At 77.3% G+C, this 15,116-nt stretch carries 10 protein-coding genes; 6 read left to right on the forward strand and 4 right to left on the reverse strand.

Annotated elements, in window-relative coordinates; translation table 11 throughout:
* Positions 1 to 20 precede the first annotated feature (20 nt).
* The 4 genes from ACFVS0_RS05015 to ACFVS0_RS05030 all read right to left on the reverse strand — a co-directional run bounded on the left by ACFVS0_RS05015 (position 21) and on the right by ACFVS0_RS05030 (position 5,475).
* On the reverse strand, positions 21 to 3,236 hold the full coding sequence (locus ACFVS0_RS05015; RefSeq protein ID WP_430587337.1) for a sacsin N-terminal ATP-binding-like domain-containing protein: 3,216 nt from the start codon (positions 3,234 to 3,236) through the stop codon (positions 21 to 23).
* Positions 3,233 to 4,138, reverse strand: a complete 906-nt coding sequence (locus ACFVS0_RS05020; protein ID WP_430548645.1) for a DUF3027 domain-containing protein — start codon at positions 4,136 to 4,138, stop codon at positions 3,233 to 3,235. Before ACFVS0_RS05020 ends, ACFVS0_RS05015 begins: the two co-directional genes overlap by 4 nt.
* A 73-nt stretch (positions 4,139 to 4,211) precedes the next feature.
* Entirely contained in the window at positions 4,212 to 4,595 is a 384-nt protein-coding gene (locus ACFVS0_RS05025; protein ID WP_430548644.1) for a cold-shock protein, read from the reverse strand.
* A 166-nt stretch (positions 4,596 to 4,761) separates the two neighbouring features.
* Positions 4,762 to 5,475 carry a TetR/AcrR family transcriptional regulator gene (locus ACFVS0_RS05030; protein ID WP_430586360.1) on the reverse strand — a complete coding sequence of 238 codons (714 nt, stop codon included), beginning with the start codon at positions 5,473 to 5,475 and terminating at the stop codon, positions 4,762 to 4,764.
* 122 nt (positions 5,476 to 5,597) lie between these two features.
* Between ACFVS0_RS05030 and ACFVS0_RS05035 the strand changes: the two genes are divergently transcribed.
* From ACFVS0_RS05035 to ACFVS0_RS05060, 6 genes are all read left to right on the forward strand, one after another.
* Positions 5,598 to 6,521 (forward strand): NAD-dependent epimerase/dehydratase family protein, encoded by a 924-nt coding sequence (locus ACFVS0_RS05035; protein ID WP_430587338.1) that lies wholly within the window; start codon positions 5,598 to 5,600, stop codon positions 6,519 to 6,521.
* Between the two features lie 106 nt (positions 6,522 to 6,627).
* Positions 6,628 to 9,141, forward strand: coding sequence for a helicase-associated domain-containing protein (locus tag ACFVS0_RS05040; protein WP_430587339.1), 2,514 nt, complete (start codon positions 6,628 to 6,630; stop codon positions 9,139 to 9,141).
* 94 nt (positions 9,142 to 9,235) lie between these two features.
* Positions 9,236 to 10,924, forward strand: a complete 1,689-nt coding sequence (locus ACFVS0_RS05045) for a DNA repair helicase XPB (protein ID WP_430548640.1) — start codon at positions 9,236 to 9,238, stop codon at positions 10,922 to 10,924.
* Between the two features lie 52 nt (positions 10,925 to 10,976).
* Complete coding sequence (locus tag ACFVS0_RS05050) at positions 10,977 to 11,999, forward strand: TIGR03557 family F420-dependent LLM class oxidoreductase (RefSeq protein WP_430548639.1); 1,023 nt, start codon at positions 10,977 to 10,979, stop codon at positions 11,997 to 11,999.
* Positions 12,000 to 12,072: 73 nt separating this feature from the next.
* On the forward strand, positions 12,073 to 14,139 hold the full coding sequence (locus ACFVS0_RS05055) for a TPM domain-containing protein (RefSeq protein WP_430587340.1): 2,067 nt from the start codon (positions 12,073 to 12,075) through the stop codon (positions 14,137 to 14,139).
* 101 nt (positions 14,140 to 14,240) lie between these two features.
* A complete protein-coding gene (locus ACFVS0_RS05060) occupies positions 14,241 to 14,993 on the forward strand; it encodes a PspA/IM30 family protein (protein ID WP_430548637.1) in 753 nt (250 codons plus the stop codon).
* Positions 14,994 to 15,116: the final 123 nt, after the last annotated feature.

Raw genomic sequence — 15,116 nt, forward strand, 5'->3', positions numbered from 1 at the left:
GGACGCCCGGCGGCGACCCGTCAGCCCCAGGCCGTCGTGACCCAGAGCTCGGCGGCGCGCTCCGGCGCGGCGAGCACCGTGGCGAGCAGCGCGCACCGGTCCGGCCTGCCCAGCACGTCGGCGAGCGCGGCGGCGAGCCCGGCCCGGTCGGTGGCGTGCGCGCGCCCGTCGGCGTCCACCCACCACGGCACGGGGCTGCCGGCCACGGACAGCCGGCCGTGCTCGAACCACACCTCGGGCAGCCGCGGGTCGAGGGCGGCCACGCGCTCGTCGAGCGCCCGCTCGCGGCCCGGCCCGTCGGGGGCGGGCAGCCCGTCCTCCCCCACCACCGGCAGGTCGAGCAGGTCGGCCACCGCCGCGACCTCCGCCTCGGGCACGGGCAGCACCGCGCCCAGCACGGCCCAGCGCGCCGTGCCGGCCACCTCGACGTCGTCGGCCCGGCGCACGACGACGTCGCTCGCGTCGAGCGCGGGCAGCCGGTCCGGCAGCGGGTCGAGCGCGGCGGCCCGGGCGGCGGGCGCGAGCCGCACCGCGAGCCCCGCGAGGCCCCGCCACACGCCGAGCGCGACGGGCAGCGGCACGGAGGTGCCGACGTCGGGCAGCCGGTCGAGCGCCGCGGGCCAGTCCATCGGGTCGAGCCGGTCGAGGCCGTCGACCACGCCGAGCGCCCGGCGCGCCTCCGCGTCCAGGGCGGCGACGGCGGGCGGCGCGGGCGGCAGCAGCGGCACCCCGTCGTGTGCGGCGAACGGCGCGCCCAGGCGGTCGCGCAGCCACCACGCCGTGTACGACGGCGCCCCGGCCACGGGGGTGACGAGCGCGCGGCGCGCGTCCGGGTCCGCGACGAGCGCGGCGAGCACCGGCCCCCACGGGTCGGCGTCCGCCTCGTCGGTGTCGTCGGCGTCGTCGGCGTCGTCGGTGTCGCTGTCGCCCACCGCGTCGAGGTCCGCGACCGCCTCCACGTCCCCGACGTCGACGCCGGGTCCGAGCCGGCCGGCGAGGAACTCCAGGTAGTCCTCCCACCCGGACAGCCAGCCCGCCGGGTCGTCCGGCCCGTGCTCGGCCTCGGGGTCCGCGGGGTCGGGCGTGAGCACGTCGCTGACGCGGTACGTGTCGACGTCCGCCCGCACGCCCAGCGCCACGAGCAGCGGGGCGGGGTAGTACGCGACGGCCGCGCGCGTGACGGGTGCGAGCCCCGGCATCGCCCCGGCCGCCCACGACCCGGGCAGCACGGCCTCGCGCGCGGGGCGCCAGCCGTCCTCGGTCGGCACCGGCAGCTCGCCGAGCCAGAACGGGAAGTCCTGCCCGCCGCCCGCGTGCGCCAGGCGCGCCAGCGCGAGCACGTTCTGCACCACCTCGCGCGGGCCCTCGTCCACCGGCCCCACCAGGGTGGGCGCCGCGACCGCGCCGGTCTCCGGCACCTCGGGCGCGCCGTCGAGCAGCGCCTCCGACGCCGCCAGCGCGAGCGCGCGCACCCCCGCGTCGTCGAGCAGCGCGCGCGGGCTGGTGGACGACGCCCCCGCCCGCACCAGCAGCGGGTGCGCCGCGTCCGGGTGCACCACGCGCACGCCCAGCGTCCGGGCGACCGCGGCGAGCGCGGGATCGTCGTCGTCCTCCGGCAGCACGACCGTGCCCCGCACCCCGGACGCCGTGCGCCCGCCCGCGAGCGGCACGCGCGCGCCGGCCAGCGCCTCCAGCACCCCCGGGTCGACGGCGTACGGCTCGAGCGCGTCGCACAGCGCGTGCCAGCGCGACGGGGGCAGGCCGCCGGGCAGTTCGGCGACGACGTCGGCGAGCGTCGTGGGCGTCGCGCCCAGCCGGCGTGCCACGCCCTGCTGAACCGTCGTGAGCGCCACCAGCCCCGGCACGACGCCGGCCAGCACGCCGACGAGCCGCGGGTCGTCCCCCGCCGCGCCCACCAGCACCGTCGCGTCGGCGGGGGCGACCCTGGCCGCGACGGGCGCGTCGTCGCCCGCGGACGTGTCGGGCGGCGCGGGCAGCAGGGGCACCGAGCGCAGCGCGTCGAGGGCGGACTCGCGGACGGCGGCGTCGAGGTCCCCGGCGGGCATCCCGCCGGGCACGAGGTCGAGCACGTCCGCGCCCCGCTCGTGCGCCAGCCCGGCCAGCAGGTCGGCGTACGCGCGGCCGGCCTCGGCCGTGAGGCGGTCGGTCAGCGGCCCCGGCAGCACGCGCCGGCGGCCCGGGTCCACGGGGAACGACGCCACCAGCAGCGCCGGGAACGTCAGCGGCACGTCCGTCGGCGTGGGCGCGTGCAGCACGGCGCCGTGGTCGGCCGCCGCGCCGTCGCCCGGCGTGCCCGCGTGCCGGCGCACCGCCCACGCGAGGGTCCAACGCTGGCGGCGCTGCTCGAGGGGAAGGTCCGCCGTCTCGTCGTCGGCCACCGCGCCCGACCGGCGCAGCACCGCCCACCGGTCGTCGACGTCGGCGAGCACCCGCGTCCGCCCGTCGTCGCCGTGCACGGTGACCGAGGCGAGGGCGGGCAGCGCGAGCAGCAGCGCGTCGTCGACGGCGTCGAGCTGCGCGCGCACGGACCCCGCCGCGTCGGCGTCGCGCAGCACCAGCTCGACGACGGTGGCGAAGCCGTCCCCCACGTCGTCGGCCCCGTCGGCCCCGTCGGCCGCCTCGCCCAGCGCGGGCGCCGGGAACGGCAGGCGCAGCACCGGCAGGTCGTCGCCGCGCCCGGCGACGGCGTCCCGCAGCGGCGAGCCCTCCGGGGCGACGTCGTCGAGCAGGTCGCGCGTCGCCGGGAGGGAGAACCGCACGCCGCCGGTGGTGGAGCGCACCGTGGCCTCGTCGGCGACCGCCCGCACCGCGGCGAAGCCGACGCCGAAGCGGCCCACCTCGGCGGAGGTCCCCGCGGGGGGCTCGGCGGACTCCGCCGCCGAGGAGCCCGTCTTCGCCGACGCGCGCAGGGACGCGAGGGACGCGACGCCCTCCGCGGTCAGCGGGGCGCCGGTGTTGGCGGCGACGAGGACCGCGACGCCGCGCGGGTCGTCGGTGAGCTCGGTGAGGCGCAGCAGCAGCCGCCCGCGGACACCGGCCCGCGCGGCCGCGTCGGCGGCGTTCTGCGCGAGCTCGGTCACCACGCGGTCGCGGTAGTAGCCGCGCGCATGGTCCTCCTCCGCGTTCGCGTCCTCCCGGAAGCGCGTGCTCGACCCGAGCCACGCCTCCGTTACCGCGTGCCGCAGCGCGGCGGTCCCGAAGACGTCGCCCGTCACTCGGCGACGGGGCGCTCGGGAGCGGCGTCCGCCTCCGCGACGTCGGTCGTGCCGTCACGGGCCGCGTCGGCGGTGTCGGCAGGCGCGTCGCTCTGCGGCGCGCGCCGCTCGACCGTCACGGCCTCCACCCGGAGCTCGTCGATGAGCGGCGCGTCGGCCGGCCAGTCGCTCGGCGGGTGCGGGGCGTCGGTCTCGGAGTGCGCGCCGCAGCCGTGGTCCAGCGACACGACCTTGCCGTCGTCGGGCGACCACGCGTTGGCGCAGACGCCGAAGAGCTGGCCGAGCGGACCCTGGAGCGGCACGAGGAAGCCGCACGTCGTGCACTCCGCGGGCGAGGCGACCGCGCCCGGCGCCGTCGGGCCGCGCGAGCCGCGGTACCAGCGCTCGGCGGCCTCGTCACGGCCCTGCGGGGACAGCACGCGCTCGCGCGCGAGGGCGAGCTCGTCGATCGCGACGGAGTCGAGCTCCTCGTCGCCCGTGGCCTTCCAGCCGGGCTCGAGGCGCGGGTCGTCGGCCTTGAACGGCAGCGTGTCGCCGGGACCGACGTCGCCCGGGCGCAGGCGCTCCGACCACGGCAGCCAGGCCGGCGCGAGCAGGGCGTCGTCGCCGGGCAGCAGCTCGACCTCGCACACCGTCGCGACCTTCCCGCGCGGCACGCGCGCCAGCGTCACGGTCCAGTGCCAGCCGCGGTAGCCCGGCATCGTCGCGGCGAACCGGTGGGACATGAGGCGCTCGCCCTCGGCGACCGCGCCCAGGTGCTCGCCGACGTCCGACGGCGACGACGCGCCCTCCTGCGCGGCCTCGCGTGCCAGGTCGACCGCGCCGAGCAGCACGGCGTCCTTGCGCGCGCGGGAGCTGACCCGCGTCGTGCGTGCGGGGGCGTCAGCGGCAGCGGTCACCATGTCCTCGTCCTCTTCGTGCTCGTCATGTCCTCGTCTCGGGCCCTCGTCTCGGGCGTGGTCGTCGGCCGGAGCGTCAGGAGTCGAGGTCGTCGGCGACGGCGCGCAGCAGCGTGGCCACGCGCTTGCCCCCCGCGGCGTCCGGGTACTTGCCCCGCTTCAGCTGGTCGCCCACGCGGTCGAGCACCTTGATGAGGTCCTCGACGATGCCGGCCATCTCGGACGGCGCCTTGCGCTTGGCCTTGGCCACCGACGGCGCCGGGTCCAGGAGCTTCACGGACAGCGCGGACGGGCCGCGACGGCCGTCGGCCACACCGAACTCGACCCGGGCACCGGGCTTGACGCCCTCGACGTCCGAGGGCAGCGCGGACGCGTGCAGGAAGATCTCCCCACCGTCCTCGCTGGCGATGAAGCCGAACCCGCGCTCCGCGTCGTACCACTTGACCTTGCCGGTGGGCACCTGAACCTCTTCGTGCTCGTCGTCGACTACGGCCCCGCGCCGGTGCGCGGAGCCGGATCCGGCCGGTGCACGGGCGCGCGCCCGGCACACGGCCAGAGGCTCAGGCTACCGGCCGGTGCGGCAGGGTGCCGCATCGGTCCGGGTCCGCGCCCCGGGCCCGGCGTCGTCAGCGGATGCCGAGGTCGGCGGCCAGGCGGAGGGCGACGGCGTCGAACCACGCCTCCGGGTCGGCGACGGAGCCGACGAGGTGCCCGAAGATCTCGAACGACACGGTGCCGAACAGGGTGGTCCAGGCCATGAGCGTGCGGGCGACCAGCTCCGTGGGCGCGTCCTGCACGATCCCTCGCTCGGCGACGAACCGCCGTGCCGGGTCGACGACGGCGGTGGCGTCGGGGGCACCGTCCGGCGCGGGCCGCGGGGTCGCGCCGGCCGCGTGGGCGCGCGCCACGACGGTCACCAGCACGCGGACGACGCGGGTGGCCGGGTCGACGGTGTCGCGCGGCGCGGCGTACCCGGGCACCGGCGTGCCGTACAGCAGGCCGAGCTCCGCGGGGTGCGTGACGGCCCACGCCCGCAGCGCGCGGCAGGCGGCGAGCCAGCGGGCGGCGACGTCGTCGCGGTCGGCCACCGCGGCGTCCGCGTCCTCGACGGCGGTGCCGAGCTCGTCGTAGCACTCGACGATCAGCGCGGTGAGCAGCGCGTCGCGGCTGGGGAAGTAGCGGTAGACGGCGGAGGAGACCATCCCGACGTCGCGCGCGACGGCGCGCAGCGACAGGGCGACCGGGCCGTCGGTCGCGAGGCGGGCGCGGGCTGCGGCGCGGATCTCGCGGGTGAGCGTCTCGCGGGCGAGGGCGCGGGCGGTGCGGGGAGCGTCGACCATGGGCCTCAGCCTGTCACGCGAGAGCAGTCGTCACCAACGAGAGCATCGCTCTTGTCAGGCGGTCGGCGGCGTGCCACGATCGACCAGACAGAGAGCACCGCTCTCGGATTGGAGCACCAGTCATGACCGACCGTCACCTGATCGTCGGCGCCGGGCCCGTGGGCCGGCACGTCGCCGCCCTGCTCGCCGAGCGCGGCTCCGACGTCACCGTCGTCACCCGCAGCGGGCGCGACACCGGGATCGCCGGGGTCGGGCACGCCGCGCTCGACGCCTCCGACGCCGACGCCCTGAGCCGCGCGGCCGACGGTGCCGACGTCCTGTACAACTGCGCCAACCCCGGCGACTACACGCAGTGGGAGCGCGCCTGGCCGCCGCTCGCGGCCGCGTTCCTCGCCGCCGCCGAGCGCACGGGCGCCGTCTACGCGATCACCGGCAACCTCTACCCGTACGGCCCGGTCGACGGGCCGATGACCGAGGACCTGCCCGACGCGGCCACCGACCACAAGGGCCGCCTGCGCGCCCGGCTGTGGTCCGACGCCCGGCACGCGTTCGAGGCGGGCCGGCTGCGCGGCGCCGTCGAGGTCCGCGCGTCCGACTACATGGGCCCCGGCGTCGGCGGCAACGGGCACGTGTCGCGCGTGCTGCCCGCCGCCCTGGAGGGCCGGGCCGTGACGATGATGGGCCGCACCGACCAGCCGCACACGTTCACCGACGTCGGCGACGTCGCGCGCACCCTGGTCGCCGCGGCGGAGGACGCGGGTGCGCACGGCCGCACCTGGCACGTGCCGAGCAACGCGCCCCGCACCCAGGCCCAGGCGCTCGCCGACGTGCTCGCCACCGCCGGGCACCCGCCCGTCCGCGTCCGCTCGCTGCGGGGCCCTGCGCTCGCCGCCGTCTCCGCCTTCTCCCCGCTCCTGCGCGAGCTGCGCCAGCTCGGCTACCAGTGGGAGCGGCCGTACGTCCTCGACGACTCCGCCGCCCGCGACCGCTGGGGCCTCGAGCCCACCCCGTGGGACGAGGTCTGCCGCCGCACGGCCCGGGGCTGACGACCGTCGGGCTGTCGCCGAACAGGCAGTTGCGCACGTTCCGAGTCCGTATTCGGTGCACAACGACCTGTTCGGCGACGAGGGGGCGGCGCGTAGCATCGATCAGATGGCCAGCACGTCGCCCCGGCGCACGGCGGAGGCCGACGTCGCGGACGGCGCCGGCGCCACGGGCGCGCCCCGGACCTTCACCGAGGCGATCCGCGGCCGCGACGACGCCGAGCTGCTCGCCCTGCTGCGCGCCCGGCCCGACCTGGCCACCCCGTCACCGTCGACGCTGCGGTCGCTGGCCGCCCGCGCGTCGAGCCGCACGGCCCTCGAGCGGGCGCTGGCGCACGCGGACGCCCGCACCCTGCAGGCGCTGGAGGCCGTCGTCGCGCTCGCCGGGGACGGCCCGGTGTCCCCTGACGACGTGCGGCACGCGGTCGGCGCGGACGGCACCGACGACACCGACGACACCGGCGACACGGACGACGGCGGGAGCACGCTCGACGGCGGGTCCGCCGTCGAGCGATCGCTCGCCGACGCGCTGACCGCGGCGCTGCTGTGGGACGCGGGCGAGCCCGGCCGCCCGGACCTGCGCCCCGCGCCCGGGCTGGACGACGTCCTCGGCCCGCACCCGGCGGGCCTCGGACCCGTCCGCCCCGACTCCCGTCCCTCCCTGTCGCCGACCGGGCCCGAAAGCGCCGCAGGCACCGACACGAGCGGCCCGCACCTGCCCGACCTGCCGCGCGGCGGGCAGGAGGTGCTGGACGCGCTGACGTGGGGCCCGCCGATCGGCCTGGTCCCGGCGCCGGGGACACCAGCGCGGGCGGCCGTCGACGCCCTGGTCGACGCGCGGCTGCTGCTGCGCACGGACGCCCGGCACGTGACGCTGCCGCGCGACGTCGGGCTCGCGCTGCGCGGCGGTCGCACGCACCGCTCCCCCGAGCTCGCGCCGCCCCGGCCGGACGGCCGCGCGGTGCCGCAGGTGGTCGTCGACGCGGAGGCCGCGAGCGCCGCGCTCGAGCTCGTGCGCCGCGTCGACCTCCTGGTCGCCGCCTGGGACGACACGGCGCCGGCGGTGCTGCGCAGCGGGGGCCTCGGCGTGCGCGACCTGCGCCGCACGGCCCAGGCGCTCGGTGCCGACGAGGCGGACACGGCGTTCGTCGTCGAGCTGGCGGCCGCCGCGGGCGTGGTGGCCGACGACGGCGAGGCGCCGCCGTCGTACCGGCCCACGACCGTCGCCGACCGCTGGGAGGTGATGGACGACGCCGAGCGCTGGGCGCTGCTCGCGGCGGCGTGGTCGGGCTCGCGACGCACGCCGTGGCTGGTGGGCTCGCGCGACGAGAAGGGGAACCTGCGGGCGCCGCTGTCCGGCGACCTGCACCGCGGCTGGGTGCCGCGGCTGCGTCGTCAGGTGCTGCAGGTCCTGGCGGCGCAGCCGGGCACGGCGCTCGACGTCGACGCCGTCATGACCGTGCTGCGCTGGCACGCTCCGCGCACGGTGCCCCCGGAGCAGGCGGTCGCCGGCCTGCTGACGGAGGCCGCGCTGCTCGGCGCGACGGGCGCGGGGGCGCTGTCCGGCCCCGGCACCGCCGTCCTCGCCCACCTGACCCCGCAGGGGTCGGACACCCCGCACGACCTGGAGGCGGCGCTGCGCGCGGCGCTGCCGCCGGAGGTGGACGAGGTGCTGCTGCAGGGCGACCTCACCGGCATCGTGCCGGGCCGGCCGTCGCAGGCCCTCGCCCTCCTGCTGGAGCGGTCGGCCGACGTGGAGTCGCGCGGGGCGGCGACGACGGTGCGCTTCTCGCCGTCGTCGGTGACGCGCGCGCTGGACCACGGCACGACGGCGGACGAGCTGCTGGACGCGTTCGCCCGCCGCTCCCGCGTGCCCGTGCCGCAGCCGCTGGAGTACCTGGTGCGCGACACGGCGCGCCGGCACGAGTCGCTGCGGGTGGGGTCGGCCGGCTCGTACGTGCGCGCGGCGGACCCGGCGGTGCTCGCCGGGCTGGTGGCGGACCCTCGGCTCGCCCACCTGGGCCTGGTGCGGCTGGCGCCCACGGTGCTCGCCGCGACGGTCCCCGCCGTCGAGCTGCACGACGCGCTGCGTGCCCGCGGCCTGCTGTCCGCCGTCGAGGGCCCCGACGGCCGCGTGCTCAGCGCGCGCCTGCGCCGGCCGCCGCGTCCGGACCGCTCCCCGCGCGACCCGCGCCGCGGCCCGGTCGCCGAGCCGGAGGCGACGTCGGACGACGCCCGCGCCCACCTGGTGGCCCGCCTGCGCGCCGCGGACGCCGGCGACGAGACGGCCGTGGACCGGCTGGCCGGCGCGCACCGCGCCGCACCGTCGGGCGCCGTCGGGACGACCCCGCGGGGGCCCGCGAACGGCGGCCGGGCCACCGCGACGGGCGGCCGCCCTCGCACCGCCGAGCCCGGCGACGCGCTGGCCACCCTGCACGACGCGCTGCGCGACGGCCGCGTCGTGTGGATCGAGATGGTCGGCGCGTCGGGCACGCTGGAGCGGCGCGCGCTCAAGCCGCTGCGCCTCGACGGCGGCCGGCTGCGCGCGCTGGACCCGGCGCGCGAGGCGGAGCTCACCGTCGCCGTGCACCGCATCGCCGGCGTGGAGCCGGTGGACGGCTGACCTCGCCGGACGCCGCCACGGAACAAGCGCGCCCGCCCACGACGTTGACGCCTCGGGTCCAGACCCTGGATCGCCACCCCTCGGAAGGAGCCGCATGACCGACGGCCCGCTCATCGTGCAGAGCGACAAGTCCATCCTGCTGGAGGTGGACCACCCTCGCGCGGACGACGCGCGCCGCGCCATCGCGCCGTTCGCGGAGCTGGAGCGCGCGCCGGAGCACGTGCACACCTACCGGCTCACCAGCCTGGGGCTGTGGAACGCCCGCGCCGCGGGCCACGACGCGGAGCAGGTCGTCAACACGCTCATCGAGTACTCCCGGTACCCGGTGCCGCACGCGCTGCTCATCGACGTCGCGGAGACGATGGGGAGGTACGGACGGCTGACGCTCGCGACGCATCCCACGCACGGTCTCGTGCTCGAGTCGACGGACCGGGCCGTGCTCGCCGAGGTGCTCAAGTCGAAGCGCACCGCCGGCCTGGTGGGCGACCACGTCGACGAGCAGACCGTCGTCGTGCACCCGTCCGAGCGCGGCCATCTGAAGCAGGTCCTGGTGAAGCTCGGCTGGCCCGCCGAGGACCTCGCCGGGTACGTCGACGGCGAGAAGCACGAGATCGCGCTGGCCTCCCCCACGCACCCCCGCACCCCGCACGAGCAGCCGAAGACGTGGGAGATGCGCCCCTACCAGGCGCAGGCCGTGGACGGCTTCTGGCACGGCGGCTCCGGCGTCGTCGTGCTGCCCTGCGGCGCCGGCAAGACGATCGTCGGCGCGGGCGCGATGGCGAAGTCCGGCACCACCACGCTCATCCTCGTGACCAACACCGTCAGCGCCCGCCAGTGGCGCGACGAGCTGGTGCGCCGCACCACGCTGACCGAGGACGAGATCGGCGAGTACTCGGGCTCCCGCAAGGAGATCAAGCCCGTCACGATCGCCACGTACCAGGTGCTCACCACCAAGCGGAAGGGCGTGTACAGCCACCTCGAGCTGCTCGACGCCCGCGACTGGGGCCTCATCCTCTACGACGAGGTGCACCTGCTGCCCGCGCCGATCTTCCGCATGACGGCGGACCTGCAGGCGCGCCGGCGCCTCGGCCTCACCGCCACGCTGGTGCGCGAGGACGGGCGCGAGGACGAGGTGTTCAGCCTCATCGGCCCCAAGCGCTACGACGCCCCGTGGAAGGACATCGAGGCGCAGGGCTACATCGCGCCCGCCGACTGCGTGGAGGTGCGCCTCACGCTGCCCGAGCACGAGCGGATGGTGTACGCGACGGCCGAGCCGGAGGACAAGTACCGCCTGGCCGCGTGCGCGCCGGGCAAGAACCGCGTCGTCGAGCGGATCGTCGCGCAGCACCCGGACGACCAGGTGCTCGTCATCGGCCAGTACCTCGACCAGCTGGAGGAGCTCAGCCAGCACCTCGACGCGCCGCTCATCACGGGCGCGACGACGGTCCGCGAGCGCCAGAAGCTGTTCGCCGCCTTCCGGGAGGGCGAGATCAGCCGCCTCGTGGTGTCGAAGGTCGCGAACTTCTCCATCGACCTGCCGGAGGCGTCCGTGGCGATCCAGGTGTCCGGGTCGTTCGGGTCGCGCCAGGAGGAGGCGCAGCGGCTGGGGCGCGTCATGCGGCCCAAGGCCGACGGCCGGACGGCGCACTTCTACGCCGTCGTCGCCCGCGACACCGTGGACCAGGACTTCGCCGCCCACCGGCAGCGGTTCCTCGCCGAGCAGGGCTACGCGTACCGCATCGTCGACGCGGAGGACCTCGAGGCCCCCGACGCCGCGCGGTAGTCCGGGACGACGACGGCGTGCGGGCATCCACCCGCCGTCGCACGGTGGCCGCATGACCCGTTTCGGCTACACCCTGATGACCGAGCAGGCCGGCCCGAAGCGCCTCGTCGAGTACGCGGTGCGCGGCGAGCGGGCCGGCTTCGACTTCGAGGTCATGAGCGACCACTACTTCCCGTGGTTGGACGCGCAGGGCCACTCCCCGTACGCGTGGAGCGTGCTCGGGGCCGTGGCGCACGCGACCGAGCGCGTGGGGCTCATGACGTACGTGACCTGCCCGACGCTGCGCTACCACCCGGCCGTCGTGGCGCAGAAGGCGGCGACGGTCGGGCTGCTCTCCGACGGCCGGTTCACCCTCGGCCTCGGCGCCGGCGAGAACCTCAACGAGCACGTCGTCGGCGCCGGCTGGCCCGCCGTCGACGAGCGGCACGAGCTGCTGGCGGAGGCCGTCGAGATCATCTCCGTGCTCTTCAGCGGCGACCTCGTCAGCTACCGCGGTGACCACTTCCAGGTGGACTCGGCGCGACTGTGGGACCTGCCGGACGAGCCGGTCGACATCGGCGTGGCCGTCTCGGGCCGGCAGTCGGTCGAGCACTTCGCGCCGCTCGCCGACCACCTCGTGGCGACCGAGCCGAAGGCTGGCCTGGTCGAGCGGTGGGACGCCGTCCGTGAGGACGCGGCGCTGCCGCCGTCGCGGAAGATCGGCCAGATGCCGATCTCGTGGGACCCGGACCGGGACGCGGCGATCGCCCGCGCGCACGAGCAGTTCCGCTGGTTCGGCCTCGGCTGGCCGGTGAACGCCAACCTGCCCACCACCGAGGCCTTCGACCGCGCCACCGCGTTCGTCCGCCCCGAGGACGTCGCGGACTCGATCCCGTGCGGCCCGGACCTGGACGCGGTCGTCGAGGCCGCCTCCGCCTACTGGGAGGCGGGGTTCACGGACCTGGCGCTCGTGCAGATCGGGGACGAGCGCCAGGGCCAGTTCCTCGACGAGGCGGCCGGCCCGCTCCTGGAGCGGTTGCGGTCCGCCGCCCCGGGCGACGTCGAGGGCGGCGTCGAGGGTGGCGTCGAGCCCTGATGCCCGGCCCGGAGGGCGGGCCGGCGTCGGTGCCGCAATTGCGTCGGATGCCCGCGCGCGACACGATCGGGTCGTGAATCCCCGTGTCGCCCCCGCTGCGCCGCGCCGCGCCGCAGCGGCCGTCGGTGCGTGCGTGCTGGCCCTGGTGCTGGCGCTCGCCGGCGCCGCCGTCCTCGCGCTCAGCGCCTCCGCCGTCCCTCCCCTGACCCAGCTCGACAGCGAGATCACCGACCAGTCGGGGGTGCTCGACGACGGCGACGTGGCGCAGGTGCAGGCCTCGCTCGACCAGCTCGCGGACGACACGCCGTACCAGCTGTTCGTCGTCTACGTGGACTCGTTCGACGGCACCGACGGACGCGACTGGGCGAACCGCACCGCGACGGACGCGGGCCTCGGGGTGAACGACCTGCTGCTCGCCGTCGCCACCCAGGACCGCGCGTACGGGCTGTCGGTGGACACGAACAACGGCCTCTCGGACGCGCAGCTCGACCAGGTGGAGCAGGTCGCCGAGGACCACCTGCGCGACGACGACTGGGCCGGCGCGGCGATCGCCGCCGCGGACACGATCCGCACCGGCGGCACGACGTCCTCCGGCGGCGGCTGGGGCGTGGCGGCCGCGGTGGGCGGCGTCGCCGTGGCGGGCGGGGTCGGTGGCTGGCTCTGGGTCCGGTCGCGCCGCAGGAAGCAGGGCACCGCCGCCCCGGCCGGTCCGGGCGACCTGTCCGCCGTGCCGACCGAGGAGCTCGAGCGCCGCGTGGGCACCGCGCTCGTCGAGATCGACGACGCCCTGCGCACGTCGGAGCAGGAGCTGGGCTTCGCCCAGGCGGAGTTCGGGCTGGAGGCCACCCAGGACTTCTCCGCGGCTCTGGAGGTCGCGAAGGCCGACGTCGGGCAAGCCTTCCATCTGCGCCAGGAGCTCGACGACGACGTTCCGGACAGCGAGCCGCGCCGCCGCCAGCTGCTCGCCGGCATCCTCGAGCTGACCGAGCACGCCGGGGCGTCGCTCGATGCGCAGACCGACGCGTTCGACGAGCTGCGCGCCCTCCAGCAGCGGGCCCCCGAGCTGCTGGACGAGACGGAGCAGCGCGCCGGCGAGATCGAGGCCCGCGTCCCGGTGGCGCGCGAGACGCTCGACGGGCTCGCGGCGTCGTACCCGGCCTCCGCGCTCGCCTCCGTCCGCGGCAACCCCGACCAGGCGACCGCCCTCGTGGCGCACGCCCGCGAGGCCGTCGCCTCGGGCCGCACCGCCCTCACCGGCCGCACCCGCGCCGCCTCGGTCGCCCACCTCCGGGCGGCGCAGAACGCGCTCGGGCAGGCCGCGACGCTGCTCGACGCCGTCGACCAGGCGGGCGCGCAGCTCGCCACCGCCGGCGCCGACCTGGACAAGGGCCTCGCGTCGATCGGCCAGGACGTGGCCGACGCCGCCCGCCTCGTGCCCGCCGGCGGTGCGGGCGACGGCCAGGCGGACCGGGCGGCCGTGGCCGCCGCGCTCGCCGAGGCCGAGTCCGCGATGACCCAGGCGCGCGACGCCCGGTCCGGGGGCGACCCGCTCGCCGCGCTGCACCGGCTCACCGCGGCCGAGGCCGCCCTGGACACCGCGCTCGCCCCGGCGCGCGAGAAGGCGGAGGCGGACGCCCGCGCCCGCGCCCTGCTGCGCGACACGCTCGGCCGCGTGGACTCGCAGGTGCGCGCCACGCAGGACTACGTCGCGACGCGGCGCGGAGCCGTCGGCCCCGAGGCCCGGACCCGCCTGGCCGAGGCGGCGCGGCTCGTCGCCGAGGCCCAGGCGCTCCAGTCGCAGGACCCGACGGCGGCCCTCGAGCGCGCCCAGCAGGCCGAGCGGTACGCCCAGCAGGGGACGCAGCTCGCGGAGCAGGACACCTCGTCGTGGGGCGCGAACCAGGGCGGACAGGGCGGGCCGAACGTCGGCGGCATGGTGCTGGGCGGGATCCTGCTCGACTCCGTGCTGCGCGGGTCCGGCGGCGGCATCAGCGGCGGGTTCGGCGGCGGCTACGGGGGCGGCCGGCGCCGGGGCGGCTATGGCGGTGGTTTCGGCGGTGGCCGCGGTGGCGGCGGCTTCGGCGGCGGCCGGAGCAGCGGCGGCGGCCGCGGCGGGAGGTCGCGCGGCGGCCGCTTCTGACCCCGTCGTACGGGCCGGAACCGGTCCGGGGCGGCGCACGTTCTGGCAGGCACACGACGACGGCACACCATCTCAGCAGGGCGACGGAAGGAAGCACGACCATGACGCAGAAGCAGAGCATCCTCGGGCGCATCAGCCAGCTCGCGAAGGCGAACATCAACGCGCTGCTCGACCGCGCCGAGGACCCGCAGAAGATGCTGGACCAGCTGGTCCGCGACTACACGAACAACATCGCGGAGGCCGAGCAGGCCATCGCCCAGACCATCGGCAACCTGCGCCTCGCCGAGCAGGACTACAACGAGGACGTCCAGGCGGCGAGCGAGTGGGGCACCAAGGCCCTCGCCGCGTCGCGCAAGGCCGACGAGTACCGGTCCGCCGGCAACACGGCCGACGCCGACAAGTTCGACAGCCTCGCCAAGGTGGCGCTGCGCAAGCAGCTCGACGCCGAGTCCGAGGTCAAGACGGCGCAGCCGATGATCGAGCAGCAGCGCGTCACGGTCGAGAAGCTCAAGACCGGCCTGGCCGCGATGAAGGACAAGCTGGGCGAGCTCAAGTCCCGGCGCGACCAGCTCGTCGCCCGCCAGAAGGCGGCGCAGGCGCAGCAGACCGTGCAGGGCGCGATCAGCTCCATCAACGTGCTCGACCCGACCAGCGAGCTGGCCCGCTACGAGGAGACCGTGCGCCGCGAGGAGGCCATGGCGATGGGTCAGGCCGAGGTCGCGGCGGCGTCCCTCGACTCCCAGTTCGCCGAGCTGGAGGCGTCCGACAAGGACATCGAGCTCGAGGCCCGGCTCGCCGCCCTCAAGGCGGGCAACGCGCCGGCGCCGCAGATCTCCCCGTCCGACCCGGCCTGACCCGCGAGGTAGCACGAGCCCCCGCGAGGTAGTGGGGGGGGGGGGGGGGTGGGGTCCCCCCCCCCCCCCGGCCCGGCACGGCGCCACCGTCGCGGCGAGCACCCACGACGCGCACCTCGTCGC

Origin of the sequence: Isoptericola sp. NPDC058082, from assembly GCF_042885055.1 — a bacterium.
Classification (GTDB): Bacteria; Actinomycetota; Actinomycetes; order Actinomycetales; family Cellulomonadaceae; genus Isoptericola.